The sequence below is a fragment of the Halomonas sp. DP3Y7-2 genome, assembly GCF_019800795.1.
Classification (GTDB): Bacteria; Pseudomonadota; Gammaproteobacteria; order Pseudomonadales; family Halomonadaceae; genus Halomonas; species Halomonas litopenaei_A.
In genome coordinates this window covers 174787-198672 of the sequence record NZ_JAHVKJ010000007.1, presented here as the reverse complement: position 1 = coordinate 198672, position 23886 = coordinate 174787, and the positions used below count along the sequence as shown (strand labels likewise).

The following is a 23886-nucleotide window of genomic DNA, read 5'->3' as shown; positions in this document are numbered from 1 at the left end:
TGCTCAAGATCCGATGACATAGTCTGTGGCAGGGGCCTGCTCACGATGCGCTCACCAGACGAGCGATGGCACGCTCCAGGCGCTCGAGGCCCTCGACGATGTCTGCCTCGGGGATCACCAGTGACGGCGCCATGCGCAGCACATTGGGTCCGGCGATCAAGGCCATCAGGCCCTCTTCAATGGCCAGCGGCAGAATGTCCTTGGCACGGCCTTCGTACTCCGGCGCCATCTCGGCACCGATCAGCAGCCCCATGCCGCGCACTTCCTTGAACACGCCGTGCTTGCGGTTGATGGCTTCGAGGTGCTCGCGGAACAGCTCATGACGCTTGGCGACGCCACCCAGCACCTCCGGCGTATCGATGTGGCGGATCGCGGCCAGGGCCACGGCAGACGCCAACGCGTTACCGCCATAGGTCGAGCCGTGGGTGCCCAGCACCAGCACCGGGGCCACGCGATCGGTCGTCAGCATGGCGCCCACGGGGAAACCACCGCCCAGGCTCTTGGCGCTGGTCAGGATATCGGGGGTGATACCGTAATCCATGTAGGCATAGAGAGAGCCCGAGCGACCCACGCCAGTCTGCACTTCATCAAATACCAGCAGCGCATCATGCTGATCGCACAGATCGCGGAGTCCCTGCAGGAATTCCTGAGTGGCCGGAACGACACCGCCTTCACCCTGCATCGGCTCGACCACGATGGCACAGGTGTCATCCCCTACCAGCTCGCGGACGCTGTCCAGGTTGTTGAACTCCGCATGCAGGATGCCGCCCGGGACCGGACCAAACCCCTGTGAGTACTTGGGCTGGCCACCTACGCTGACGGTGAACAGGGTGCGTCCATGGAAGGACTGGCGGAAGGAAATGATCTTGTCCTTGTGCTCGCCGTGGGTGTCATGGGCCCAGCGACGCGCCAGCTTGAAGGCCGCTTCGTTGGCCTCGCCACCGGACGAACACAGGTATACCTTGTCGGCAAAGGTGCGCTCGACCAGCTCCCGGGACAGCTCGAGCGCCGGTTCGTTGGTATAGACGTTGGACAGATGCCACAGCTTGTCAGCCTGAGCCTTGAGCGCATCCACCAGCACCGGGTGGCAGTGACCGAGAGAGTTGACCGCGATACCGCCGGCAAAGTCGATGTACTCACGCCCCTCCTGGTCCCACAGGCGGCTGCCCTCGCCGCGCACCGGGATGACCTTCTGGGGCGCGTAGTTGGGCACCATGTACTGATCAAAGTCGGCACGGCTCGGGGTGTGGCTCATCGGTGATCTCCGCTGTCATGGGTGGTTGCCGTCGCGAGACGGCTGAGCATGTAATGCGCGAAATCGCAAAACATGCAATCAATCGATCACTCGAGTATAGGGACGCCATCGCAGGAAGGCTTTCAGCAATGGGACCGGCTTTTTCACAAAGCACAGCCACGTCCGCGCAGCACCGTCACCCTCGACAACCCACAGCCGCGTTTCTTCTGCATGCTTCGGCCTAGCGCCTCGTCTAGTCTGTAGACAGCCAGTCTTCCACTACTCAGTGAATCCTCATGATCAACACCACTCGCTGGAATCGTTGGCGCTACTCGCTGTATGCGCCTGTGTATGACGTGGTCGCCGAAAGAGCCTTTCGCCGGCCGCGCCGTCAGGCACTGGCCCAGGTGCGCTGGCAATCCGGCATGCGGGTATTGCTGGTGGGAGCGGGCACCGGGCTCGACCTGCCGTGGCTACCACGAGATATCGAGGTGCACGCCAGTGACCTGTGCCCCGCCATGGTCAAGCGACTCAAGGTCAGGGCCAATCACCTTGGGGTGGATGTGGAAGCACGAGCAATGGACGCAGAGCAGCTGGATTACCCGGATGGCTATTTCGATGTGGTGGTGATGCATCTGATTCTGGCGGTCATGCCGCAACCGGACAGGGGGCTGGCCGAGGCCTATCGCGTGCTGGGCGGCGATGGACAGCTGTGCATCATGGACAAGTTCCAGGACGACGAGCGGCCTTCCGGGATGCTGCGACGCAGCCTCAACCTGGCGACCACGACCATCGCCACCGATATTACCCGCCAGGCCGCACCTCTGCTGACAAAGGCAGGCTTCGTCATTGAACAGGACACTGCGGTCCTGATGGGCAAGGTATTTCGCGCCCTGCTGGCCTGCAAGGCGCCACCCACATCATCAACAGACCCGGCAGGCATCCTGCGCTGAGCTGTCACGCTGCCGTTGACGGCGCCACTGCGCCGGCGTACCCGCTTCGAAGCGCTGCCATAGGCGCCTGAGCTGGTGTTCGTCCGACACGCCCACCTTTTCGGCAATGGCTGCGAGGCTAAGCGATGATTCCTGCATCAGCTGGCGGGCCAGCTGAAGGCGAATTCTGGCCAGATAGTCCAGTGCGCTCATGCCGGTCAGCTCGACGAAGCGGCGCCGCAGGTGGCGCTCTCCCATGGCGGACTCCCTGGCCATACGCGACATGGACCACGTATCAGCCGGGGCAGCAGCGATGCGATCCTGAAGCCGGTGGATACGCTGATCGACATGATTTCTCCCCGTCAGCCACACACCAAGCTGGGGTTCCTGGCCGCTACGACGAAGATACAGCACCATATCCCTCGCCACCGTTACCACGATGTCGTGTCCGACGACTCGCGTCAGCCAATGCAACATCGTATCGATCCCGGTGGAAATGCCAGCGCTGGTAAACAGCCCACGGTCCTCGGTGAATATGCAGTCCTGCTGAACGAGAGCCCTGGGTGCCAGACACCGCAGTCTGTCGAGGAGTTGATGATGGGTGGTACAACGGCGGCCATCCAGCAAGCCTGCCTGGGCCAACAGTAGCGTACCCGAACACACGCTCATCACGGCACGAGCCTGGGGCGCCACTGACCGCAGCCACCCCACCACCTCATCCTGAGCATCGGCTTCCATGGCGGCGCGATACTGGCCAGGCACCAAAAGCAGGTGGCAATCCCCCAGGGAGTCGGGCAGCGGCGCTATACCCGACAACGATAGCGGCCCCATCCAGTCAAACTGAGAACGGGGCCCAATGAAGTCGATCTCAAAGGGTTGCTTGATCGATGCACTGCGTAACACCTGCCATGGCCCCACGAGGTCGAGGGGCACCATCCCAGGTACCAACACGATACTCACTCGAAGGGGGCCATTACCGGCGGCACGAGTTTCCATCATTCTCCCTGGCACCCCACTCCTCTTGTCATATGGCTCGTTCACAGATGGCCGCTGGTCAGGCCAGCTCACAGCGCTCTTTGCGCAAGGCACTTACCGGCACCACACGGGCAAAGCGCCCATCCAGTACCAGTTCCGTACGCTCACGAATCTCTGCTGCGGAGAACACTCGTCCTGCTCGAGACATCGAGAACGTCAGCGTCGCCTCGGCGACGAACACCACATCATACCCAAGATCAGCCCCCACTCGAGCCGTCGTCTCGCAGCACTGCTCGGTACGGATGCCACTGATCCAGAGCGTCGTGATTCCCCGCCCACGAAGCCAGCGGTCCAGTCCGGTATCGGTAAACGCGTTGTGCGCGGTCTTGTAGAACGTGGCGTCCGCAGGATCATCAAAGCCCAGCAAAGGTTTGACGAACCCCTGATCTGGATCGAAGGCTCCACCGCTCCCGGGTGCGAGATGGAAGATTCTTACGAGGGGTATGCCTGATGCCTTGGCCAGGTCGATCAATTCGCGCTGGGCGTCAGGCCAGCGCCCCAGTTCTTGCGGGTTCCAGTAAGGACGCTGGGGAAAAGACGCTTGAACATCAATAAGCAGTAGTGCAGATGACATGGAAAGACTCCTGGTCCGCAGAATGAGAGAAAGCAATGGGTGTACAGCTACGATAAGTGGCCCCATCCACGGACCGAAGTGCCAAAGCGGTCACACCGGTGGCAAATTCGGACATGATCATCAACGCCCACCACCACTACGGCCACCACCACTACGGCCACCCGCCCCTACGCACCAACCTATAAAGCGCTAATCTATGTGGCACTCACCAACAAAAAAGGCCCACCCAAAAAGGTGAGCCTTTGTCATCACGTCATGCCACCAACCGCTGGCACTGTGACGATGTTACATATTGGCTTCCTGGAAAGCCTCGACGGTCTCTTGCAGCAGTGCCTTCAGATCGGCAACTTCCTGCTCCAAGGCAGCAATTTTTTGCTCCTGCTGCGTGGCTTCCGATTGCTGCTGAATCGCCTGCATGCGCTGCTGCAGCGTATCGGAATCCATCGCCTGCGCTGAACCCACTGCCATCATGGAGGCCAGGAGTGCAGCTGCCATCATTTTGATCTTCATGTCTTTCTCCTCGTCTTTGTCGAACGTCCTTCGACCTGGTTCCCTGTCCATTACCCATGAAGGCCGGTAGGCACTGCTGCAAGGCAATGGTAGGACATCGTCTTGATGATTAGCGGAGCAACGTGACCTGCAGGGCGTTTCACTAGAGCAAGACAGGAAAGGAATGCCAACCATCCCGTCGCGTCCAAGACACGCACCCTCCACGAAGCCCAATGAAAAACAGTGTTCAAAAACTCGTTGAATCAATCTAATAGGGGGGGTATTACAGTTAGCAACCTGTGTTTATTCGAAAGACTAAACAAGCACAATTTTTAAACTTTATAGGACATTTCCACGTCGACACTATCCCGCCCTACGTATGAAAAAACCTAATACCTATCTGACGTCTGGTGCGGGACGGTGCCGGCAAACCAATGGCTGACCAGCGCCGCAGGCCGCAGCTTATATCGTGCTGCAAACCTGCGGCGCTGACCATCATGCAGGATTACTGGGACTCATTGAGACTGTCCACGGTCATCTGAAGAAGGTCCTTCAGCTCTGCCACTTCCTGTTCGAGGGCTTCGACCTTCTGCTCGTCGGAGGCCGCCTCACTGCGCTGTTCAATTTCCTGCATGCGCTTCTGCAGAGTCGCTGAGTCCATGGCAAAGGCGCTACCCGCGGCCAGCACAGACACCATCATGACAGCAAAGATCATCTTGGTTTTCATGTCACTCTCCTCGACTTTCCTATTGTGGCCGACCGCAGAAGTCTGGCCTATTGAGGGATCCACCTCGGTGGGGGACCCGATGCTTGCCTATCGTTGACTTGTCTTTTTTCAGAAGATTCAGCAAAGAAGCGACAAGTCACTGGTGCAATATGATGCTTCAGCGCATTTGCCAACTGGGTGTCTACATCCATTCGCGCCCACCTCAGTTCACTTGTTGCTCATGTCCTTTCATCCCGATCCGCTTTCGCCCCGGTTCGCTTTCATCCCGGTCCACTTTCATCCAGGTCCACTTTCACCCCAGTCGGCGGATGCTCGATATACGTTCTTATGATTTTCCAGCAAACAAAGTGCGAATCTACGACTCAAGAAAATAAACAAAAACATCACGTTATGAGCAGGAAGACCAGAAAAACTGACCGAATCTAAACGTAACATTTTGTTAACCGATAACAGAAAATCTAATTCGCATCTCACATATTGGCAATTGCAGATATGTTCATAAAATCATTTCGGCACAATTTTTCTGTAAGATACTGAACATAGCGGCGTAAAAACATCTCGCATTACGTCGGCAGCTATGGGCTTTCCTTTCACGCATGGTGGACTCGCATGAAAGTCATGCGCCAGCAGCACTGCTCGTTGCTGCTGGCGCATCATTGGCCTTTATGCTGATTCGGCAGCCAGGTGATCGTGTTTGGCGCTCGCCTCTTCACTTACCGCTTTCCAGGCAGCCCCGGTGATGGCAAGGGAAGCCCCGAGAAGAACCAGGTCCTTCGCCAGGAATCCACCGAACAGCGATGGGAAGGCCAAGGTATCACCCGACAGACTGCTGACATGCAAGACACCAGGGGTGGTCAGCAAGAACGTGCTGGTCGTCAGGAAGATGACGCTTGCAAGCGCTCCCCCCACCAGTCCCGCTTTCTTGGAAATGGGGTATGCCGCAACAAGCAAGCCAACGACAATTTCTGCCGTACCAATAGCCGCCGACACCTGATTGACACTCGCAATGCTGTACAACCAGGACATCAACGGAGAGCTGGCAACGATGCCCTGAATAGCGGCCGCTTCATCCGGGTGATACTTGAAGAAACCGATCCATAGAAGGATCGCGACCACACCGTACAGCGCAATATAGAAGCCAGCACGAGAAAGGGTATTGTGATTCATGTCTCACTCTCCATCTTTACTTTTTTCGTCATTTTTCATGAATAGATGGCAGACGCACCCTCATCTTTCCTCTATTCATCTTCCGATCTACTGCTACCACCTTCTACCGAAACAGCCACCATCGCTTTCCATACACCGCATGATGTCCGGAGGCACTCTCTGATAGAACGTCATCCTTTTTCTCAGCTTCTACTCAGCTATGGCTCCGGCACCTTGCTGTCTTTTCTCTCTGTGTACGATACATGCGATTTACTTACACTACTGTTGAGAACTACGCTCATTCGATTTTTCTGATCTGCATGAAGACGTGGTATATCGCTCTGAGTCTCCATCACCTGACACCTTCTCTGCGTACTCTCCGCACTCTCTGTGGCCATACCATCACGCCTCATGGTGAGGTCGCTTCTGTCGACTACATCACCGTTTCCTTACGTCACCTCACCCAAATAACTTTGCCAAAACGAGCATGCAACATGTCTTCACCGTCCTTTCCCATCGATGCTGAACCTCGAGCAGCCAACACAAACAACGAGGACGTGGGGACCTCAACCTCACCGTTGAGCTGACATGCTGTGGAAGCTGATGGTGGGGAGAGAAAGGCAATGACACGACAGGCAGGGAGGGAAGGAGGGAGGAAGGCAGAGAGCCAGGGAAAAACGAAGAGAGGAAGCGCAGGTGCACCTACGGGACGTAGACTGCCGCGCCTGGCTCACGTGAGCAGCCGGGGTAATCCGTGCTACCGCAACATGCCACCGCACATCGATTCCGCTCGATGTCGGCAACGCATTCAGGTCGAACCCATGCAGGTCGAACCCAGCAACGGTGAGCGATGCAGGTCAAAAGGGGGGGACGTTCAGGGGAACGGTCAGGGAACGTTCAGGGAGCTATGCAGATACAGGGAAGGTGCGGCTAACCCAATAAACCGTATCGAGTCAGTGGCTAGCCCAGTCGCTCTTCCCTGGGGGTCATACCGAAGTGATTGCGATACGCCGTCGAGAAATGCGCCGCTGATGAGAAGCCGGTCTGAAGCGCGATTTCACCGGCAGGCTGATCACTCTCGCGCAGCATGCGGCGAGCCTTCTGCAGACGCAGATCGAGGTAATAGCGACTCGGCACCGACTTCAGGTACTTCTTGAAAAGTCGCTCCAGCTGACGCCTGGAGATGCCCAGATGTTCGGCAAGTTCGTGAGTCGACAGCGGCTCTTCGATGTTGGCTTCCATCAGCTGCACGGCCTCGACCAGGCTGGCCGGCGCATGGGCGAGACGCGAGCGCAGGGGAATCTGCTGGGGTTCATCACCCATGCGGATCCGCTCCATCACGAAATATTCCGAAATTCGTGATGCTAGAGCGGCACCATGATGACTTTCGACCAGGGTGATCATCATGTCCATGGCCGCCGTGCCGCCACCACAGGTCATCCGGTCACGATCAATCTCGAACAGCTGTTGTGACAACCGCACCCGGGGGTGAGCCGCCGCGAAGGCCTCGAACCGTTGCCACGGCAGCGTGGCCTGGTAGCCATCCAGAAGCCCCAGCCGCGCCAGCGCTTCGGTGCCCCCGCCGATGCCGCCGAGCAACACGCCAGAAGCCGCCAGGCGTTTGAGCCAGACCGCCAGATCGTCGGGGATCCCCCCAGGCAGCTTGGCAGGCCCGCACACCAACACCATGTCGGGGTGAGTCTCCACCTCTGCTAGCGCTTCCCGGGGCAGCACGGTCTGCTGCGACGCACTCGTCACCGCATCGCCGCCGCTGGAGTAACTGGTCAGTCGATAGAGGGTTCGGCCGTGAAGCAGGTTCGCCACATGCAGCGGCTCGGTGGCACAGGCATGCGCCAGCAGCGAAAATCCAGGCATCACCACGATCCCTACTTGGCGCAGCAATTCGGATGAGCGTGATGGGTGGGAAGACGGCGGCATGAACCTTCTCGACGAGAATATGCGAGCCATAGTCTACGCCACTCACGCCATGGATTCAGCGCCCATGTCCGTTGTGCATGGGCCACGCCTGCAGCGAAGACGCATCAGTGACACGACGACAACGGGCCGCGACCTCTCGGTCACGGCCCGTTGGCAAAGGCGAGTCTGTCAGACGCCGGCTCGCTCAGTGCTGGAGCGACGGGGCCGACATTCAGGGCCTTTTGGGCGGATTAGAGCTGAACGACGTCGAAGCTGACGTCCGGATTGACGTCGGCGTCGTAGTCCACATCGCTACGCTCGAAACCGAACAGCTTGAGGAACTCGTGCTTGTAGCCAGCGTAGTCAGTGATATCGAACAGATTGTCACTGGTCACCTGCGGCCACAGATCCTTGCATGCCTGCTGGACGTCATCACGCAGTTCCCAGTCATCCAGACGCAGGCGGCCGACGTCATCCGTGGTGGCTTCCCCACCGTAGAGGCGCTCCCCGAACAGGCGGTTGAGCTGGTCGATGGTGCCTTCGTGGAGGCCCTGCTCCTTCATCACCCGATAGACCATCGCAATGTACAACGGCATGACCGGGATGGCGGCACTCGCCTGGGTCACTACCGACTTGAGCACAGCGACGTTGGCACCACCTCCAGACTGTTTCAACTCACCATCGATGGCGGTGGCTGCACGATCCAGGTCTTCCTTGGCCTTGCCCAACGCACCATGCCAGTAGATCGGCCAGGTGATCTCGGTACCGATATAACTGAAGGCAACACTGCGGGCACCAGGAGCCAGTACATCGGCCTCGCTCAATGCCTGCATCCACAGTTCCCAGTCCTGACCGCCCATGACATCGATGGTATCGGCGATTTCCTGCTCGCTGGCAGGCTCGACCTCGGCTTCGATGATGGTGTCCTTGTTGGTGTCGATAGCGGTGGCGCGGTAGGTCTCGCCAATGGGCTTGAGGCTGGAACGCTTCAGCTCACCGGAGTCCGGCATCTTGCGCACGGGAGACGCCAGCGAGTAGACCACCAGGTCCACCTGCCCCATGTCCTGCTTGATCAATTCGATCGCCTTGGCGCGGGCTTCGTGGGAGAAGGCATCACCATTGATCGACTTGCTGTAGAGGCCTTCCTGCTTGGCGAACTTGTCGAAGGCCGCAGCATTGTACCAACCCGCCGTACCGGGCTTCTTCTCGGTGCCGGGCTTCTCGAAGAACACACCGAGGGTATCGGCGCCATAACCAAAGGCAGCAGTGACGCGTGCCGCCAGGCCGTAACCGCTGGAGGCACCGATCACCAGCACTTTCTTGGGCCCCTTGGATGACGCCAGGCCACGTGCGCGGGTTGCCTCGATCTGCTCGAGTACGTTTTTCTCGCAACCGACAGGATGGGTGGTGGTGCAGATGAATCCGCGTACCTTGGGCTTGATGATCACGACAGACCTCTTTATTGCTCGTGGCTCCCGTAGGAGAGCCATCCAATGTGTAATGCGTGGTGGCGATATTCTAGCGGCACACGGCGATCCTGTCCGCCTTTGCAGACGAAGGGCCTCACGGGCGGGGCTACTGAGCGGGGCTACTGAGCGATACTTGCTCGACGGCGGCGGCTCGGGCAGGATGCAGTCCATCGCTTGAGGAGACCACCGATGGATGCCCAGACTCTGGTCGATGAACGCGGCGAGCTATGGCTCGCATTGGCCCCGATGTGGCTGGAACGGGAACCGCGAGAATCCGACTACGCGAGAATGGTAGAGGTGATAGAACGTGACGGCATCGCGCTCAAGGACTTGGAATGGGTCTTCCGCCTCGAACTCGCCCCCGTACTTTCTCGACAGCAAATGTCGGTCGCCGGTGAGTGGCGCAAGTTCGACGACTACCAGTTGATGCGCCGCCTGGTCGCCCACAACCTCCGACTGACCGGCTGGCGCCGTAAGTTCTGGGCCCTGTTCTCAGGCTTGACCACCATGATGGTGCGTCACCGCTACAACGCCCTGGTGGAGCATCTGGTGGTCAGCCGAGGAGAAGCGCGCTAGGGCCAGCGGCCGGTCTCAGGCCACAAAGCCTAACCCTCACGTCTCGTCGAGGGCCCGTTCCAGATCCGCCAGCATCGCCGCGGCACCATCCCGCGGCCCGAACCTCTTCAGCACGCGCCCGTCTCGCGCCACCAGAAACTTGGTGAAATTCCATTTGATAGCGCGCGTTCCCAGCCAGCCCGGAGCATCGGCTTTCAGGCGCTGAAACAGAGGATGGGCACCGCGTCCATTCACCTCCACCTTTTCCATCAGGGGAAAGGTGACACCAAACTGACGCTCACCAAAGGCACAGAATTGGTCGGCAGACTCTGGCGACTGCTTGGCAAACTGGTTGCAAGGAAACCCCAGCACCGTGAAGCCCCGTTCGCGATGCTCGCGATACAGCGCCTCCAGTTCGCCCAACTGAGAGGTAAAACCGCACTGGCTTGCCACATTGACGACAAGCAGCACCTGCCCCCTCAATGCACGCAGATTGAAAGGCTCACCTTGATGGGTATGACACTCGACGTCATGCAGGCTCATGGGCTGAACTCGCGCTCCTTGTCTTCACGATGACACGCCTTAACGGCTCTCGCCAGAGACGCAGGCTCACCGGCGAAGTCGCCTTCATCCTTGCGCTTCCTGCTTCAACAGCAGGGCCAGCGCGAGGTGCGTGTCCGGTGTGGCCTCAGCCAGTTCGATGGCCTCTCCAGGCGGCATCCAGGTGACGCTGGCGACCTCTTCCGGCTGTAGCGCCAGAGGACCGTCCCAGGTCACGCAAAAGACACTGCCAAAGATGCGATATCCCTGGTCATCGTAGCGAAAGCTCAGGCAAGGCGTCAGCGGGACATGACAGATACCAAGCTCCTCTGCCAGTTCACGACGGGCAGACACGTGGACGGCCTCACCGGCCGCCACCACGCCACCTGCAGCGAGGTCAAGACCACCGGGAAAGGCTTCCTTGGTCAGTGTCCGTCGCTGGACGCACAGCTCCCCCGCGCCATTGCGCACCACAATGTAGGTCGCGCGATGCCAGAAGCGATAGCGGCGCATGTCGGATCGCCAGGCGCTTCCACAGGGGCGATCGCGGGCATCCACAATCTGCACTCTCTCGCGCGCGATAACCGGCGCCGGCACGTCACCCGCCGGAGCCTTCAGCGATGACGCCACCGGCAGCTCAGGTGAGGCAACCTCACTCATCACAGGACTCCGCCATTAAAGCGTCAAGCCTAACGATCCGCGCCCGCGACGTCACCCTCCGCCCAGTCTTCGATACCTGCCAGGGCGTTTGATAACTGGAAGGGCCTTAGCCCAGCAGCACGCGAACCGCCAGTCCCAGCAAGAGTACGCCCGTCACCCGATTGATCCAGTGAGACCGAGCCTGCAGCCAAGGCAGCACACTGGAGTGAGACAGGCCAAGCGCTACCAGCACGTACCAGCCGCCGTCGATCACCATGGCCGTGACAACGACGATACTTCGCTCAAGCACGGACATGTCAGGACTGACGAACTGACTGAGCAAGGCAACAAAGAACAGGATCAGCTTGGGATTACCCAGGGCCACCAGCAAGCCTTCCCGAGCGGCGGTCAGGTGGCTCGCCGTGCTGGGCTGTGGTCGCAGTGCCCCCGCCTGGCCCGCGCGCAGTGCCTTGATGCCAAGCCAGGCCAGATATACGGCCCCCGCCAGCATCACCACGCGGAACCCCTGAGGATGTCGTTCGATGACCTCGCCCAGGCCCCAGACGGTCAGCAGTGCGTAGAGGCCTACACCCAGAGCGTGTGTGATCGCCGCCACGACACCGGCGGCCCTGCCACTGCCCAGGGTATGGCGGAGTACAAGTGCCAGGCTGGGGCCGGGGGACATGGCTCCCATGGCACAGATGGCTGCCAAAGAGAGCCAAAGCGATAACGGCATACTTTCTCCTCAATTACTTCGACGCCTGGCTCGCACAATCTATGCAGACTTACGCATTCAAATGCTTTTTCTTACAAAACCAAGCATACAATCACGAAAAACCTCACTCTAGGGATGGTGAAGTTCAGGATATATCGTTATTTACAAACGTATGAGCTTCGATAACGATACTCATGCACGTCCTACAAAAAAAATGATCATCATCCATCATTGCAAGGGAACAGGGAGGGGACGATGTCTGCCTCGCAACAAGCTTCAATCGTCAGATTGATCACGCACCCCAACGTGCAGTCCCAGCTATTTACCCACCACCTGAGCCAGGTGCTGGATTGCGAGGTCAGCACATTGGCACCCGAAGCGGTGCCCTCTCTGCAGGCCGAGCTCGCCCGCACACCTGATCAAGCACAACTCTGGCTGCTGGATGCCGACCAGCTATCGCTCAGCGATATGCACCACTGTCACGAACTAAAGGCACAGTACCCAGAGATCCTGCTGGCTGCGTTCAACCTGGCCGACCAGGAGCAGGCCGCTGAACTGCTGGCGTCACTGCATTTGCAAGGTATCTTCTATCGCCGTGACGAACTCGACAACATCTGCAAAGGCATCATCCAACTACTGGATGGCGCGCTGTGGATGTCTCGCCCGCTGCTCCAGCAGATGTTCGAATACTTCCGTCGCCAACAGTTCAACACCTACCGCCCGGTCGCTGGCCTGACGCAACGCGAGCTGGAAATCCTTGGCTTCATTGGCAATGGCGCGTCCAACCAGGATATCGCCAGCCAGCTGTTTCTCAGCGAACATACCGTCAAGTCGCATCTTTACAATATCTTCAAGAAGATCAAGGTGCACCACAGAACCGAGGCCGCCCAGTGGGCACGCAAGCACCTCGGTATTCCACCGCCTATGAGCAAGGGCAACCAACGCGATCGCCAGGCCCACCCTTGATGCCATTCTCTAGCCCTTTCCTGTCACGCCTGGGCTAGCGGGAAAAGGTGCCGGGAAAAGGGCAACCGGTGACAGATAGCGGGCAAAGGTGCAGCACTCCCCCGCGGGGAAGCCGCGGCACCGGATCGGCATCATCGATGAAACTGACGCTCACGCTCTGGCTGCCACAGAATCTGCTCCAGTTGCCAGCGCTTGGTACGCCCCGTTAGTGGGGTGACCTGCCATTGCTCTCCCACTCGGCGGGTCAGCAGTTCAGCTCCCAGCGGCGCCATCACGGACAGTCCGTCGGCGGTTGCCGACAAGGCATGGGGATATACCAGGGTCCGCACCAGCTGACGGTCTTCGTCGAGATCGCGCAGTACCACTTGGCTATTCATGCTGACGACATCATCGGGCATCTCGTCAGGGTCGAGAATCTCGGCGCGCTCCAGCAGCACCTCAAGCAGATCGGCTACCGCACGATCCTTGTCATCTGCATCATCGATCAGACGCTGAAGTCGCTCTGCGTCAAGACGATTGGCTAGCCTCAACGACATCCTTGTCACCTCACTGGTCTCTTACAGGCCTTTAGGGGCGTCACCCCGTCGAGGTGACCGCCACGCAACAAAAAAGCCCTCCCCGATAGTGGGAAGGACTCGATCACCTGAAGCATACGACACTGGCAGTAAACAAGAAACTGCTTATATGAAAAAGACAGGCCAGTTGGACATCCCCCTTGCAGGGTCCGCATACTGCTGGCCTCGACGCCTTTTCTTCATTCATACATCAGAGCCACGATGCCCTCCACGCCTGACGCCTTCGACACGCCTCCAGAAAACTTGAACCAACTGCTCGACCAACTCAGCCAAGCCAGTGCCGAACGCGATCAGCTGTCCCTCGCCGAAGTGATGGACGCCGTCGGTCGCCGCAGCTTTGCTCCCTTCCTGCTGGTCGCAGGCCTGGTTACCCTCACCCCGTTGATCGGCGATATTCCCGGGGTGCCGACGCTGATGTCGCTGCTCGTGGTGCTGGCGGCGGTACAACTGTTGGCAGGCAAGCAGAGCGTGTGGCTCCCAGCGTGGCTCGCCAGGCGCAAGGTAGCCACCACCAAGGTCGAGCGCACCATCACCCTGCTGCGCAAACCTGCTCGCTGGGTTGACCGGCTGATCAAGCCCAGACTGAGGCTGCTGACAGGCCGCGTCGCACGCTATCCCATCGGTCTGGCCTGTCTGGCCATCGCCCTGGTGACGCCCCCGATGGAGCTGATTCCGTTCAGCGCGACCTTGGCTGGTGCTGCCCAAAGCATGTTCGGCCTGGCGCTGCTCGCCCGGGATGGGCTGATGGCGCTGGCAGGCTACGCCTTTACCCTATCCACCGCCTGGGTCATTGTGCTGGCCATCTAGGCCGCTGGACGTGCCGGTAGTGGGACGCCGACGGTGATCGAGCGGGTCCTGCGAGGCTTCCTACTTCGCGTTGCCGCCCTTCCTGTGCTGAGCTTCTTGTGCCGCCCTTACTGTACTGAGCTTCCTGTGCTGACCCTCCTGCGCTGACCGCGCTGAGGACAGGGCTGAGCTGACCAGGATCAACTCCGCCATCAGCAGGGTGCGATACGCTGGCGAAGCCGGCCAGGGACGTGCGGCATTGTGCTTAGCGATGGCAGGGATGCCATCCACCCATCTCTTGACGCTTCCTCCTCCAGCCCCTGGTTCATCTGCAAGCAGGTCTCTGCTTCATGGCTCTGATGCAAGGCTCTGGTGCATGTATCCACTGCACGGATGGCTACCGCGCTGCTGCTACGAGTTTCCAACAGGCGTGATCATCCCGCCCATATTGCGTTCTTAGTAAAGCCTGCGTCCTGCCATTAGGCCGCGCTGCTGCCGTTATTACGGCCCAGCAGCGGTCCCTGATTCACTGCGCACCAGAGCGCCGAGTCAGCACATGTGAGGATTGATATACTTGGCCATCATCACAAGGCGGCGCCATGGATATCCCACATCAGCGGCTGGTCTACTTTCAGGTCACGATCGAAGCAGGGTCGGTGCGACAGGCCGCCGCGCGCCTGGATATTGCCCCGTCGGCAGTCAGCCGCCAGCTGTCACTGATCGAGGATGCGTTGGGCGCTCCGCTGCTGGAGCGCTCGCGACAAGGAGTGGTGCCGACAGCGGTCGGCGAAATGCTGCTGGATTACTGTCGCCGGCGTTCAGCCCTGGACGACACCTTCAGCGAACAGCTCGACGCCTATCAGCGTCTCGAGACCGGCCACCTGTCGTTGACCGTGGGCGAGGGGTTTGTCGGCGACCTGCTCGACACGCCCCTGCGAACCTTTACCGAGCGCTATCGTGGCGTGCGCCTGGACGTGAATACGGGTAGCACCAGCGAGATCATCGAGGCGGTGATTCAGGACGAGGCCCACCTTGGGCTGATGTATCACGAGCGCGTTCATCCACAGCTGCGCTTCTGGCACTCCAGCCAGCAGCCCCTGGTGGCGCTGGTGTCGCCGTCCCACCCGCTCGCTGGCGCTCGTGAGGCGCTGACCATTGCCACCCTCAGTGATCACCCCATGGCCCTGTGGCGTACCGGCCACGGGGTACGCCAACTGGTGGATGAAGGCTTCAGAGAAGCCGGGCTGCGGCCTCAGGTCAACATGCAGACCAACTCGCTTTCGGTGCTGCTGCACGCCGCACGCTCAGACCTGACGCTGACACTGCTCCCCGCCTTTGCCGCTGCGCGAGAGCTGGAGGACGGCAGGCTGGTGGCGCTGGAGGTGGATAGTGAACGCTTTCGCCAGGCCCGAGCCCATATCGTCACACGAGTAGGACGACGGATGCCTCGGGCCGGACTTCAGCTACTTCGCCATCTGGAGCGCTGGATGCGAGCCTTTTCCTCACGCGTCCCGTAGAGCTAGTAACAGCAGGGCCTCGGCATCAGCCAACCCCATTGCCATACCCCATGGCAACACTCGCGGCATCGGCCGTTTCCACCCAGACGCTTTGAGCGACCGTGTATTCCTTGAGACCTTCGACGCCACTGGAACGCCCGAAGCCGCTGTCGTCGAAACCACCAAACGGCGACATGACGTTGATCGCCTTGTAGCTATTGATCCAGACCGTACCCGCACGCAGGCGGCCCGCCACCCGATGAGCGCGGGCGGGGTCCTGGGTCCACACCGCTCCCGCCAGGCCGAAGCGAGTGGCATTGGCCAGACGCACCGCCTGCTCCTCGTCATCGAAGGGCATGACCACCACCACGGGGCCGAACACCTCCTCCTGGGCAATCGTCATGTCATCGCTGACATCGGCCAATACGGTTGGTGCCAGGAAATAGCCCTGAGCCTCCTCCGGAAGTCCCGCCGGTCGCGTGCCACCACACAGGACTCTGGCCCCCTGACGACAGGCATCGTCAATCATGCTGGTGACGTGACGGTATTGCCTGGCATTCTGGACCGGGCCCATCTGAGTCGACGGCTCAACCGGCAACCCGACCGTTATCTGCGCTGCGGCTCGCGCCAGCCGGGTGCAGACGGCATCGAACACCTCGCGCTGCACCAGCAGCCGCGACCCTGCCACGCAGCTCTGCCCCGCTGCGGCAAAGATGGCCGCCTGAGCGCCGGCCACCGCATCATCGAGCCTGGCATCGGCAAAGACGATATTGGCGGACTTGCCGCCCAGCTCCAGCACGCTGGGCACCAGGCGCTCGGCACCGGCCTGGGCGATCCGACGCCCGCTGTCAGGAGAGCCCACGAACACCAGCTTGCTGATGCCGCGATGCCCGGTCAGTGCTGCTCCGGTCGTCGGGCCGATGCCATTGACGATATTGATCAATCCCTTGGGCAGTCCGCTGCTCTCCAGCAGCTTGGCGATCACCACTGAGGTGAACGGCGTCATCTCGGACGGTTTCAAGACAACGCCATTACCTGCCGCGATGGCCGGCGCCACCTGCCAGGCGCAGGTGAACATGGGCGCATTCCAGGGCGTAATCTGGCCCACCACCCCGTACGGCACGTGCCGAACATAGTTGAGATGGGAGGTCGGCACGGGAATCACTTCCCCATGCTGCTTGTCACACCAGCCTGCGTAGTACTCGAACATCTCGCGGACCTTGACCACCTCTCCGCGACAGTCCCGGATGGGTTTGCCCGCCACCACGCTTTCGAGCTGTGCCAGCGTCTCGTCGTAGCCACGCAGCGCCCAGGCAGCCTCGGTCATTCTGCGGCCTCGCTCACTGGCACTCAGCGACATCCACTGCTGTTGGCCACGTGCCGCCGCTGTCACGGCCTGTGACACCAGCTCACTGCCGGCATCCCGGTAAGACAGCAGCGCTTGCCCCGTTACCGGGTCGATCAATTCGATGGCCTCGCCCTGCCCCGCCACCAGCTCGCCGCCCACCCAGTTGCTCAGCGGCGTATCAGCCTGCATGTCGAAGGCCTTGAGCAGGGAGTTCAGGCGCTCGAGCGCCTCCATGGTCAAACGATTCATTGCGCGTCCTCCTGGGAACCGTCAGCGTCCTGAGCCGAGGCAAGCCCCAGCACGCTATCGGTAATGCGGTTGAAATCAGCGTGGTCGGGTAGCCCGTCCGGGTCGGCATGCCAACGCGCGACAACCTGCTCCAGCAGGGTAAGCGGCAGCCCGAGATCAGCGGCCGCATCGTGGGCCAAGCGCAGGTCCTTGCGCATCAGCCCAGTGGTGAAGCCTGAATCGAAGGAATCGGACTGGATCCACTTAGGAAAATTGACCTCGCTGACGGCACTGCGTCCTGACCCGCTATTGAGCCCTGCCAGGCAGGCAGCCGGGTCGACACCCGCCTTGGCCGCCAGGGCGACCGCCTCGGCGGTGGTCAGCAGGTGCGCGGCACACAGATAGTTGTTGGCCAGTTTGACCACATGGCCGCTGGCTGCCGGGCCAACGTGGGTATAGCGGGCCGACATGGCATCCAGCATTGGCGTTAGCCGCTCGATGGTCGATGACTCTCCCCCCAGCAGCATGCCCAGACTGCCCGATGCCGCTCCCGCTGGCCCACCGCTGACCGGAGCATCAAGCCACTCCAGTCCCGCCTCGACCACCCGTGGTGCCAGCTCCCGCGTCACCGCCGGGTCGCTGGTAGAGGTGTCGACGATGACGCTGCCCTTGGGCGCCAGCGACAGCAGTCCCGGCGACGCCATGAGCACCTGACGTACGTGGTCTGACGTGGGCAGCGACAGCAGATAGACGTCTGCCGCTGGCAGGCTGTCCGGAGCGGCCACCGACAGCCCGCGGGATTCCAGACGTGCCCGTGCGTCGTCGCTGACATCAGTACCTGTCACATGAAAGCCCGCGGCATGCAGGGTCATGGCCATATTGCCACCCATCTGGCCGAGGCCGATCACGATAATGTTCATGCGTTCTCCTTGTTATGTTGTCGAACAAAGCCCTTGCGCCAGATCTCGGGCACGCCGGGGGTGGGCCATGCCGTAAACGGCATGGCAACATCACGCTATTGCAGGGAGACGAGCGCAGTAATGTATCCAGTATTGCCTTAAGACTGGCCCAGCAGGGTGCGTACCAGCGCACACCAGTAGGCCACCCCCAAGGGGGATAGCTCGTCGTTGAAATCGTAGTGAGGGTTATGCAGTGCCGCGCTGTTCTCGCCATTGCCGAGCCAGATGTATGCCCCGGGGCGCTGCTGCAGCATGAAGGCGAAGTCTTCCGACGCCATCGAGGGCGGCAGGTCCCGATGCACCTGGCGAATGTCCGGCAAGGCAGTCAGCACGTCGGCACAGCGCTGCGCATGGTCGGGGCTGTTGAAGGTGGCGGGATAGCGCGACTGGTAGTCGATGTCTGCGCTGAGACCGTGAAAGGTCGCGGTGGCCTCGATGGCCTGCTTGAAGCGGGCCTCGAGCCGCTGGCGCAGTTCAGGATCAAAGCAGCGCACGGTACCGCACAGCTCCACCGCCTCAGGCATGACGTTGTAGGCATCTCCCGCGTGGAACTGGGTCACGCTCATCACCGCCGTCTGATGCGCCGGCGTCTCGCGACTGACAATACCCTGCAGCTGGTTGACCAGCTGACAGGCAGCCAGCACGACATCCTTGCCCAGGTGCGGCATGGCGGCGTGACAGCCGTGCCCTGTCAGGGTAAGGCGAAACACATCGAAGGCGGCCATGACCGCCGTGTCGTGCACCGCGGCTTCGCCGACCGGCAATCCTGGCCAATTGTGCACGCCGTAGACGGCCTGCATCGGGAAACGCTCGAACAGCCCTTCCTCTACCATGACGCGCCCACCGCCCTCATTCTCTTCCGCGGGCTGGAAGATGAAGTAGACCCGGCCTGCAAAGTCGGGAGACTGCGCCAGGCAACAGGCCGCCCCCAGCAGCATGGTGGTGTGGCCATCATGACCGCAGGCATGCATCTTGCCGGGAATACGTGAGGCATGGGGGGCATCACTGGCCTCGTTGACATCCAGAGCATCGATGTCAGCCCGCAGGCCAATCGCGCCATCACCGTCATGACGGCCGTCTACCCAGGCCACTACCCCGGTCCCGCCCCCCAGCCCCGTCACCATCTCGATACCTGCTTCTGACAGGATCTCGATGATGCGAGCGCTGGTGCGATGCTCCTCGAAGGCGGTTTCCGGTTGGCGATGGAAGGCATGACGCCATTCACGCAACAGGTCTGGGGTCACTGTGGTCATGCTGGGTCTCCTCGTTTGCGTTACAGAAGCGCCTGGGCCACCAGCGCAGAGCCGACAAAGGTGCCGGTAAAGACCAGCAGCGACACGATGATCAGCTTCCAGCCCACCTGACGGAACATGGTGAATTCACGGGGGGACAGGGCCAGACCGGCATATGCCAGCACCGGCGTCACGATGGCCAGGAAGCTGACCGCGGAAAGCTGCTCGACGATCCAGCCGCTGCCGGGGAACCAGGGCAGCGTCATGGCAATACTGACCAGCGAGACCCAGGCCACACCGGGCAGGTAGAACGGCGCAAACCGCGTGATGAGCAGTCCCAGCATGGTCATGGCGTACAAGATCAGCATGCCCGGCAGCGCCTCGAGCAGTGGCGCACCATTGATGGTATTGCTGATCCAGCCCACCGCGCAGACCACCGCCATGACGATCGCTGTCTGGCCCAGGCGGCGTTCGGGACGCTCATCGTCGCTGACGCTGGGTGCCGGCTCGGCTTCCACGGTGGCCCTTGCGCCAACCGAGGTCGCCGCCCGAGAGCCCGAGCACCACTTGAAGATGCGCTCGGCCATGGGCAGGGCGATGAACAGTGAGATATACAGGCCGGTGGCATAGGTCAGCAGATTGCTGGCGCCAGCGAAGGCCAGCAGTTCATCCTTGAGCTCAGGCAAGGCACCGGCAATCGCCCCGGAACAGGCAGCGACCATACTGCCACTGCCGACGCCGCAGGCCATGGCCAGTGCACGGGGGTCGAAAATGTCGAGAGTGGTCAGATAGCCGGCCATCAACGCAAACCACAGGGTGCCGAACATGGTGCCAACGACGTAGACCCCCATGACACCGATGCCCTCAGGGCCTTTCAGACCGTACTTGTCCGAGATGATGGCGATGTTGGGCTCGCGCGCGATGGAATAGGTCGCGCCAATGGCCTCGCGGCCCATCTTCAGCACCAGCACCGCAAACGGCATGGCGATCAGCATGGTGCCGAGGTTGCCAAGCTCTTGAAGGATCAAGGCTGGTCCCGCGCTGAGAATCTGCTCGATGGCTGGCCCGATGGTGGAACCAAAGCGCGCAATGAACGGCATGATCGAGAGCAGAATGATCGGCGCGGCGGCCTCGCTCAGCGTGACCGGAACCAGGCGGGACGTGGCAGAAAACAGATGAGGGTTCAGCAGCAGACCGATGATAAACGCGTAGAACAGAGGCAGCAGCAGTAGGGTACCGGGCCCAAGCGGGATCTTGATGATACCGACCGCTTCTGAAATCAGCGCGGCAACTGCCACGATGGCATGCAGACGCCAATCGACAAGGAGCGAAAGCTTCATGGAGATGTCCTGTTGTTGTAATTACCGTTGTCATTGCTGATGTCAGCGCTATCGCAACGCACAACGATCACGAGAGCACTGAACCGGGCCGGCAGCCGCCAACCCCAGTCAGTCCGAGTATTGAAGCAGGTCACGATCTAATAAAAGGGGATTTGTGTGCTGTTTTTTAGCTCACGTGAGACCACCCCACTTTCATAGCACTCCCACAGCACTCCCACAGCACTCCCACAGCACTCTCACAACACTCTGCTGGCGCCACTAAATAGCTTTTAATGATCCAAAAGACAAAATAACTATATTTTCGCTATTCACTCGCAGCTCTTAGGGTAAATGCCATCGGATGGCAAACCGCGGCAGCTCACGTGGCTCCCTCGATACCTAACCGCAATGACTGACAAGGGCTCGAACGATGACAACAAGAACGAGTGACAATACCGACACCCTGGTAGTGGGTGGTGGACAAGCTGGTATCGCGATGAGCGAGCACCTCAGCCAGCTTGGTGTACCGCACCTGGTGCTCGAGCGCTCGCGGATCGCCGAAGCCTGGCGAACCCGACGCTGGGACTCCCTGGTCGCCAATGGCCCTGCCTGGCATGACCGTTTTCCTGGCAAAGCCTTTGATGGCATCGGGCCAGATGACTTCGCCAGCAAGGACGACGTGGCCGCCTACTTTGAAGCCTACGCGCGCATGATCAACGCACCTCTGCGGACTGGCGTCGAGGTTCAGCGGGTCACTCGCCACCAGGGACGCCCCGGCTTCAGCGTCGAAACCTCCCAGGGCACCATCGACGCCAAACGCGTTGTCGCCGCCACGGGCCCCTTCCAGTGCCCGGTCATTCCGTCCATTGCGCCGGATGACGAGGGTCTTTATCAGATTCACTCTGCCGACTATCGACGTCCAGAGCAGTTGCCTGCCGGCGCTGTGCTGGTCGTGGGCGCCGGATCCTCCGGCGTCCAGATCGCAGAAGAGCTTCACCAGCAAGGAAGGCGGGTGTATCTCTCGGTGGGCCCCCATGATCGCCCTCCTCGGCGCTATCGCGGACGCGACTTCTGCTGGTGGCTGGGGGTACTGGGGGAGTGGGATGCCGAGGCCATGAAGCCAGGCACCGAACACGTCACCATCGCCGTGAGTGGCGCCGGCGGCGGCAAGACCATCGACTTTCGCTCGCTGGCCCACCAGGGCATCACCCTGGTGGGGCGAACGCGAGACATCACCCATGGGGTTGTCAGCTTCGAACAGGACCTGGCCGATAACCTGGCCCGCGGCGATGCCAATTACCTGGCCATGCTGGATGATGCGGATGCCTATCTGACACGCAACGGCATGGACCTGCCGGAAGACCCGGACGCCAGACAGATACCGGCCACGCCAGCATGCGTCAGCACTCCGCTGGCATCGCTCGATCTGGGCGCTGAAGGGGTCACCTCGATCATCTGGGCGACAGGCTTTAGCGTCGACTATCGCTGGCTTGAGGTGGACACCTTCGATGCCCAGGGGCGCCCCCTGCATCAGCGCGGCGTCTCCCGCGAGCCCGGCGTCTATTTTGTGGGACTGCCGTGGCAATCTCGGCGCGGCTCAAGCTTTATCTGGGGCGTATGGCACGACGCCAGACACATCGCCGAGCATATCGCCACGCAACGCAAGTACCTGGCCTACGACGAAGACCGCCGTCAGCATGAACAGGCGTCGTCAGCGCTCCCGGCATCTCCCTGCGCCTCCCGTGACCTGAGGATCAGCTGATGCCGACACACACGCGTATTCGCATGTTCAATACCAAGGACACCTATCCCAACCAGACGCTGGACAACGATCTGTGTCAGGCAGTGAAGGCGGGAAACACGGTCTATGTGCGCGGACAGGTAGGCACCGATTTCGAGGGCCAGCTGGTGGGGCTCGGGGACCCCGGCGCCCAGGCACAGCAGGCCATGCGCAACGTCAAGCAGCTGCTGGAAGAAGCCGGCTCCAGTCTTGACCATATCGTCAAGACCACCACCTATATTACCGACCCTCGCTATCGCGAGCCGGTGTATCGCGAGGTGGGCCGCTGGTTGAAGGGGGTGTTTCCCATTTCCACGGGGCTGGTCGTGGCCGGTCTCGCTCAACCGGAATGGTTGATGGAAATCGACGTGATTGCGGTCATCCCTGACACGCAGGAGTCTCAGCCATGACGTTTTCCATTGCCGGCTACTGCAGCGACACCGGCCAGTTCGGCACCGCGATCAGCTCATCCAGTATCTGTGTCGCCAGCCGCTGTCCCTTTGTCGCGCCTGGCAAGGGCGCGGTGCTGTCGCAGAATGTCACCAATCCTGCCCTGGGCCAGCTCGGCGTGGCATTACTGGAAGAGCGCCTGGACGCTCAGGCTGTGCTGCAGCGACTGCTTGAACAGGAAGCGTTTCCCGAGTGGCGCCAGCTGCTGGTCCTTGATGCCAACGGCCATAGCGCCGTGCACAGCGGGGCCGAAACCCTGGGCATCCATGCCACGCGGCAAGGACACCACTGCGTTGCCGGTGGCAATATGCTGGCAACCACTGAGGTCGTGAGCGCCATGGTGGATGCCTTTGAAGCGCACCGTGGCGAGCTGGCCGAGCGTTTGCTGGCGGCGATGGAGGCCGGGCAGGCCTCTGGGGGAGAGATGGGGCCAGTGCACTCTGCAGGACTGACCGTGACCGACAAGGCTAGCTGGCCTAGCGTGGACCTTCGCGTGGATTGGCACATTGCCCCGCTCACCGAACTACGCATGATCTGGGAGAACTACCGCCCACAGCGCGATGCCTATCTGCAGAGAGCGGCAGCGCCACAGGAGTCACCCTCCTACGGCGTACCCGGTGACCAACGCTGATAACACGGGCCATGACAGCGGATTGGGACACATCAGGGGGGCACATCTGGCGCCCCCCTTTCTTCCACTCACCTGTCTTTTTATGAGCCGCCTTTTCGATCCATCAACCGCCTTTCTGGCAATGAACCCAACCTGCTGTTGGCA

At 60.7% G+C, this 23886-nt stretch carries 24 protein-coding genes; 8 read left to right on the top strand and 16 right to left on the bottom strand.

The features are described from left to right. Nucleotides 1–40: 40 nt before the first annotated feature. Nucleotides 41–1255, bottom strand: a complete 1215-nt coding sequence (locus tag KUV45_RS07870) for an aspartate aminotransferase family protein (protein ID WP_206941496.1) — start codon at nucleotides 1253–1255, stop codon at nucleotides 41–43. Between the two features lie 275 nt (nucleotides 1256–1530). Between KUV45_RS07870 and KUV45_RS07865 the strand changes: the two genes are divergently transcribed. Then, entirely contained in the window at nucleotides 1531–2187 is a 657-nt protein-coding gene (locus KUV45_RS07865) for a class I SAM-dependent methyltransferase (RefSeq protein ID WP_222162643.1), read from the top strand. On the opposite strand, the gene KUV45_RS07860 is transcribed toward KUV45_RS07865, so the two are convergent. The 7 genes from KUV45_RS07860 to fabV all read right to left on the bottom strand — a co-directional run bounded on the left by KUV45_RS07860 (nucleotide 2158) and on the right by fabV (nucleotide 9502). Then, complete coding sequence (locus tag KUV45_RS07860; RefSeq protein WP_224851966.1) at nucleotides 2158–3162, bottom strand: GlxA family transcriptional regulator; 1005 nt, start codon at nucleotides 3160–3162, stop codon at nucleotides 2158–2160. The two genes, KUV45_RS07865 and KUV45_RS07860, sit on opposite strands and share 30 nt — an antisense overlap. A gap of 58 nt (nucleotides 3163–3220) precedes the next feature. Further along, a complete protein-coding gene (locus tag KUV45_RS07855) occupies nucleotides 3221–3775 on the bottom strand; it encodes an isochorismatase family protein (RefSeq protein WP_222162641.1) in 555 nt (184 codons plus the stop codon). 285 nt (nucleotides 3776–4060) lie between these two features. Beyond that, a complete protein-coding gene (locus KUV45_RS07850; RefSeq protein ID WP_206941501.1) occupies nucleotides 4061–4285 on the bottom strand; it encodes a hypothetical protein in 225 nt (74 codons plus the stop codon). Between the two features lie 484 nt (nucleotides 4286–4769). Then, entirely contained in the window at nucleotides 4770–4991 is a 222-nt protein-coding gene (locus tag KUV45_RS07845) for a hypothetical protein (RefSeq protein ID WP_206941503.1), read from the bottom strand. Between the two features lie 663 nt (nucleotides 4992–5654). After that, nucleotides 5655–6158, bottom strand: coding sequence for a DUF417 family protein (locus KUV45_RS07840; protein WP_222162640.1), 504 nt, complete (start codon nucleotides 6156–6158; stop codon nucleotides 5655–5657). 939 nt (nucleotides 6159–7097) lie between these two features. Beyond that, nucleotides 7098–8075 (bottom strand): GlxA family transcriptional regulator, encoded by a 978-nt coding sequence (locus KUV45_RS07835; RefSeq protein ID WP_222162639.1) that lies wholly within the window; start codon nucleotides 8073–8075, stop codon nucleotides 7098–7100. 230 nt (nucleotides 8076–8305) lie between these two features. Next, nucleotides 8306–9502, bottom strand: a complete 1197-nt coding sequence (fabV, locus tag KUV45_RS07830) for an enoyl-ACP reductase FabV (protein WP_222162638.1) — start codon at nucleotides 9500–9502, stop codon at nucleotides 8306–8308. A gap of 210 nt (nucleotides 9503–9712) precedes the next feature. Between fabV and KUV45_RS07825 the strand changes: the two genes are divergently transcribed. Continuing rightward, nucleotides 9713–10099 (top strand): hypothetical protein, encoded by a 387-nt coding sequence (locus tag KUV45_RS07825; RefSeq protein WP_206941511.1) that lies wholly within the window; start codon nucleotides 9713–9715, stop codon nucleotides 10097–10099. Between the two features lie 36 nt (nucleotides 10100–10135). Here the strand turns inward: KUV45_RS07825 and KUV45_RS07820 are convergent, their stop codons facing one another. The 3 genes from KUV45_RS07820 to KUV45_RS07810 all read right to left on the bottom strand — a co-directional run bounded on the left by KUV45_RS07820 (nucleotide 10136) and on the right by KUV45_RS07810 (nucleotide 11993). Then, nucleotides 10136–10621, bottom strand: a complete 486-nt coding sequence (locus KUV45_RS07820; protein WP_222162637.1) for a glutathione peroxidase — start codon at nucleotides 10619–10621, stop codon at nucleotides 10136–10138. Between the two features lie 84 nt (nucleotides 10622–10705). Beyond that, entirely contained in the window at nucleotides 10706–11278 is a 573-nt protein-coding gene (gene yfcD / locus KUV45_RS07815) for an NUDIX hydrolase YfcD (protein WP_222162636.1), read from the bottom strand. A gap of 106 nt (nucleotides 11279–11384) precedes the next feature. Next, a complete protein-coding gene (locus KUV45_RS07810; RefSeq protein ID WP_222162635.1) occupies nucleotides 11385–11993 on the bottom strand; it encodes a LysE family translocator in 609 nt (202 codons plus the stop codon). 234 nt (nucleotides 11994–12227) lie between these two features. Between KUV45_RS07810 and KUV45_RS07805 the strand changes: the two genes are divergently transcribed. Beyond that, nucleotides 12228–12938, top strand: a complete 711-nt coding sequence (locus KUV45_RS07805; RefSeq protein ID WP_222162634.1) for a response regulator transcription factor — start codon at nucleotides 12228–12230, stop codon at nucleotides 12936–12938. A 131-nt stretch (nucleotides 12939–13069) separates the two neighbouring features. Here KUV45_RS07805 and KUV45_RS07800 read toward each other — a convergent pair whose 3' ends face one another. After that, entirely contained in the window at nucleotides 13070–13474 is a 405-nt protein-coding gene (locus KUV45_RS07800; protein ID WP_222162633.1) for a GreA/GreB family elongation factor, read from the bottom strand. Between the two features lie 240 nt (nucleotides 13475–13714). On the opposite strand from KUV45_RS07800, the gene KUV45_RS07795 reads away from it, so the two are divergent. Both KUV45_RS07795 and KUV45_RS07790 read left to right on the top strand, forming a co-directional pair. After that, on the top strand, nucleotides 13715–14320 hold the full coding sequence (locus tag KUV45_RS07795; protein WP_206941523.1) for an exopolysaccharide biosynthesis protein: 606 nt from the start codon (nucleotides 13715–13717) through the stop codon (nucleotides 14318–14320). 578 nt (nucleotides 14321–14898) lie between these two features. After that, on the top strand, nucleotides 14899–15816 hold the full coding sequence (locus KUV45_RS07790) for a LysR family transcriptional regulator (RefSeq protein ID WP_206941524.1): 918 nt from the start codon (nucleotides 14899–14901) through the stop codon (nucleotides 15814–15816). 25 nt (nucleotides 15817–15841) lie between these two features. Here the strand turns inward: KUV45_RS07790 and KUV45_RS07785 are convergent, their stop codons facing one another. The 4 genes from KUV45_RS07785 to KUV45_RS07770 form a co-directional block, all read right to left on the bottom strand. Further along, nucleotides 15842–17392 carry an aldehyde dehydrogenase gene (locus KUV45_RS07785; protein WP_222162632.1) on the bottom strand — a complete coding sequence of 517 codons (1551 nt, stop codon included), beginning with the start codon at nucleotides 17390–17392 and terminating at the stop codon, nucleotides 15842–15844. Beyond that, nucleotides 17389–18291 carry an NAD(P)-dependent oxidoreductase gene (locus KUV45_RS07780; protein ID WP_222162631.1) on the bottom strand — a complete coding sequence of 301 codons (903 nt, stop codon included), beginning with the start codon at nucleotides 18289–18291 and terminating at the stop codon, nucleotides 17389–17391. The genes KUV45_RS07785 and KUV45_RS07780 overlap by 4 nt, the downstream gene beginning before the upstream one ends. A 137-nt stretch (nucleotides 18292–18428) precedes the next feature. Then, on the bottom strand, nucleotides 18429–19583 hold the full coding sequence (locus KUV45_RS07775; RefSeq protein ID WP_222162630.1) for a M20 aminoacylase family protein: 1155 nt from the start codon (nucleotides 19581–19583) through the stop codon (nucleotides 18429–18431). 20 nt (nucleotides 19584–19603) lie between these two features. Further along, nucleotides 19604–20902: a DUF3100 domain-containing protein gene (locus KUV45_RS07770; protein ID WP_222162629.1), complete on the bottom strand. Its 1299-nt coding sequence runs from the start codon at nucleotides 20900–20902 to the stop codon at nucleotides 19604–19606. Nucleotides 20903–21311: 409 nt separating this feature from the next. On the opposite strand from KUV45_RS07770, the gene KUV45_RS07765 reads away from it, so the two are divergent. Genes KUV45_RS07765 through KUV45_RS07755 form a run of 3 tightly spaced genes read left to right on the top strand, consistent with a single transcriptional unit; the run spans nucleotide 21312 to nucleotide 23742 of the window. Then, nucleotides 21312–22643, top strand: a complete 1332-nt coding sequence (locus tag KUV45_RS07765) for an NAD(P)/FAD-dependent oxidoreductase (protein ID WP_222162628.1) — start codon at nucleotides 21312–21314, stop codon at nucleotides 22641–22643. Next, nucleotides 22643–23071, top strand: coding sequence for a RidA family protein (locus KUV45_RS07760; RefSeq protein ID WP_206941530.1), 429 nt, complete (start codon nucleotides 22643–22645; stop codon nucleotides 23069–23071). Before KUV45_RS07765 ends, KUV45_RS07760 begins: the two co-directional genes overlap by 1 nt. Continuing rightward, entirely contained in the window at nucleotides 23068–23742 is a 675-nt protein-coding gene (locus KUV45_RS07755; RefSeq protein WP_222162627.1) for a DUF1028 domain-containing protein, read from the top strand. The genes KUV45_RS07760 and KUV45_RS07755 overlap by 4 nt, the downstream gene beginning before the upstream one ends. Nucleotides 23743–23886 lie beyond the last annotated feature (144 nt).

Excerpts from the sequence above, each read along its gene's own strand:
- KUV45_RS07765 (WP_222162628.1), top strand. The coding sequence starts at position 21,312 with ATGACAACAAGAACGAGTGACAATACCGACACCCTGGTAGTGGGTGGT.
- KUV45_RS07850 (WP_206941501.1), bottom strand. The coding sequence starts at position 4,285 with ATGAAGATCAAAATGATGGCAGCTGCACTCCTGGCCTCCATGATGGCA.
- KUV45_RS07760 (WP_206941530.1), top strand. The coding sequence starts at position 22,643 with ATGCCGACACACACGCGTATTCGCATGTTCAATACCAAGGACACCTAT.
- KUV45_RS07780 (WP_222162631.1), bottom strand. The coding sequence starts at position 18,291 with ATGAACATTATCGTGATCGGCCTCGGCCAGATGGGTGGCAATATGGCC.
- KUV45_RS07865 (WP_222162643.1), top strand. The coding sequence starts at position 1,531 with ATGATCAACACCACTCGCTGGAATCGTTGGCGCTACTCGCTGTATGCG.
- KUV45_RS07835 (WP_222162639.1), bottom strand. The coding sequence starts at position 8,075 with ATGCCGCCGTCTTCCCACCCATCACGCTCATCCGAATTGCTGCGCCAA.
- KUV45_RS07855 (WP_222162641.1), bottom strand. The coding sequence starts at position 3,775 with ATGTCATCTGCACTACTGCTTATTGATGTTCAAGCGTCTTTTCCCCAG.
- KUV45_RS07795 (WP_206941523.1), top strand. The coding sequence starts at position 13,715 with ATGCCCTCCACGCCTGACGCCTTCGACACGCCTCCAGAAAACTTGAAC.
- KUV45_RS07845 (WP_206941503.1), bottom strand. The coding sequence starts at position 4,991 with ATGAAAACCAAGATGATCTTTGCTGTCATGATGGTGTCTGTGCTGGCC.
- KUV45_RS07870 (WP_206941496.1), bottom strand. The coding sequence starts at position 1,255 with ATGAGCCACACCCCGAGCCGTGCCGACTTTGATCAGTACATGGTGCCC.
- KUV45_RS07770 (WP_222162629.1), bottom strand. The coding sequence starts at position 20,902 with ATGAAGCTTTCGCTCCTTGTCGATTGGCGTCTGCATGCCATCGTGGCA.
- KUV45_RS07800 (WP_222162633.1), bottom strand. The coding sequence starts at position 13,474 with ATGTCGTTGAGGCTAGCCAATCGTCTTGACGCAGAGCGACTTCAGCGT.
- KUV45_RS07775 (WP_222162630.1), bottom strand. The coding sequence starts at position 19,583 with ATGACCACAGTGACCCCAGACCTGTTGCGTGAATGGCGTCATGCCTTC.
- KUV45_RS07755 (WP_222162627.1), top strand. The coding sequence starts at position 23,068 with ATGACGTTTTCCATTGCCGGCTACTGCAGCGACACCGGCCAGTTCGGC.
- KUV45_RS07790 (WP_206941524.1), top strand. The coding sequence starts at position 14,899 with ATGGATATCCCACATCAGCGGCTGGTCTACTTTCAGGTCACGATCGAA.
- KUV45_RS07820 (WP_222162637.1), bottom strand. The coding sequence starts at position 10,621 with ATGAGCCTGCATGACGTCGAGTGTCATACCCATCAAGGTGAGCCTTTC.
- KUV45_RS07810 (WP_222162635.1), bottom strand. The coding sequence starts at position 11,993 with ATGCCGTTATCGCTTTGGCTCTCTTTGGCAGCCATCTGTGCCATGGGA.
- KUV45_RS07785 (WP_222162632.1), bottom strand. The coding sequence starts at position 17,392 with ATGAATCGTTTGACCATGGAGGCGCTCGAGCGCCTGAACTCCCTGCTC.
- yfcD (WP_222162636.1), bottom strand. The coding sequence starts at position 11,278 with ATGAGTGAGGTTGCCTCACCTGAGCTGCCGGTGGCGTCATCGCTGAAG.
- KUV45_RS07840 (WP_222162640.1), bottom strand. The coding sequence starts at position 6,158 with ATGAATCACAATACCCTTTCTCGTGCTGGCTTCTATATTGCGCTGTAC.
- KUV45_RS07860 (WP_224851966.1), bottom strand. The coding sequence starts at position 3,162 with ATGGAAACTCGTGCCGCCGGTAATGGCCCCCTTCGAGTGAGTATCGTG.
- KUV45_RS07805 (WP_222162634.1), top strand. The coding sequence starts at position 12,228 with ATGTCTGCCTCGCAACAAGCTTCAATCGTCAGATTGATCACGCACCCC.
- KUV45_RS07825 (WP_206941511.1), top strand. The coding sequence starts at position 9,713 with ATGGATGCCCAGACTCTGGTCGATGAACGCGGCGAGCTATGGCTCGCA.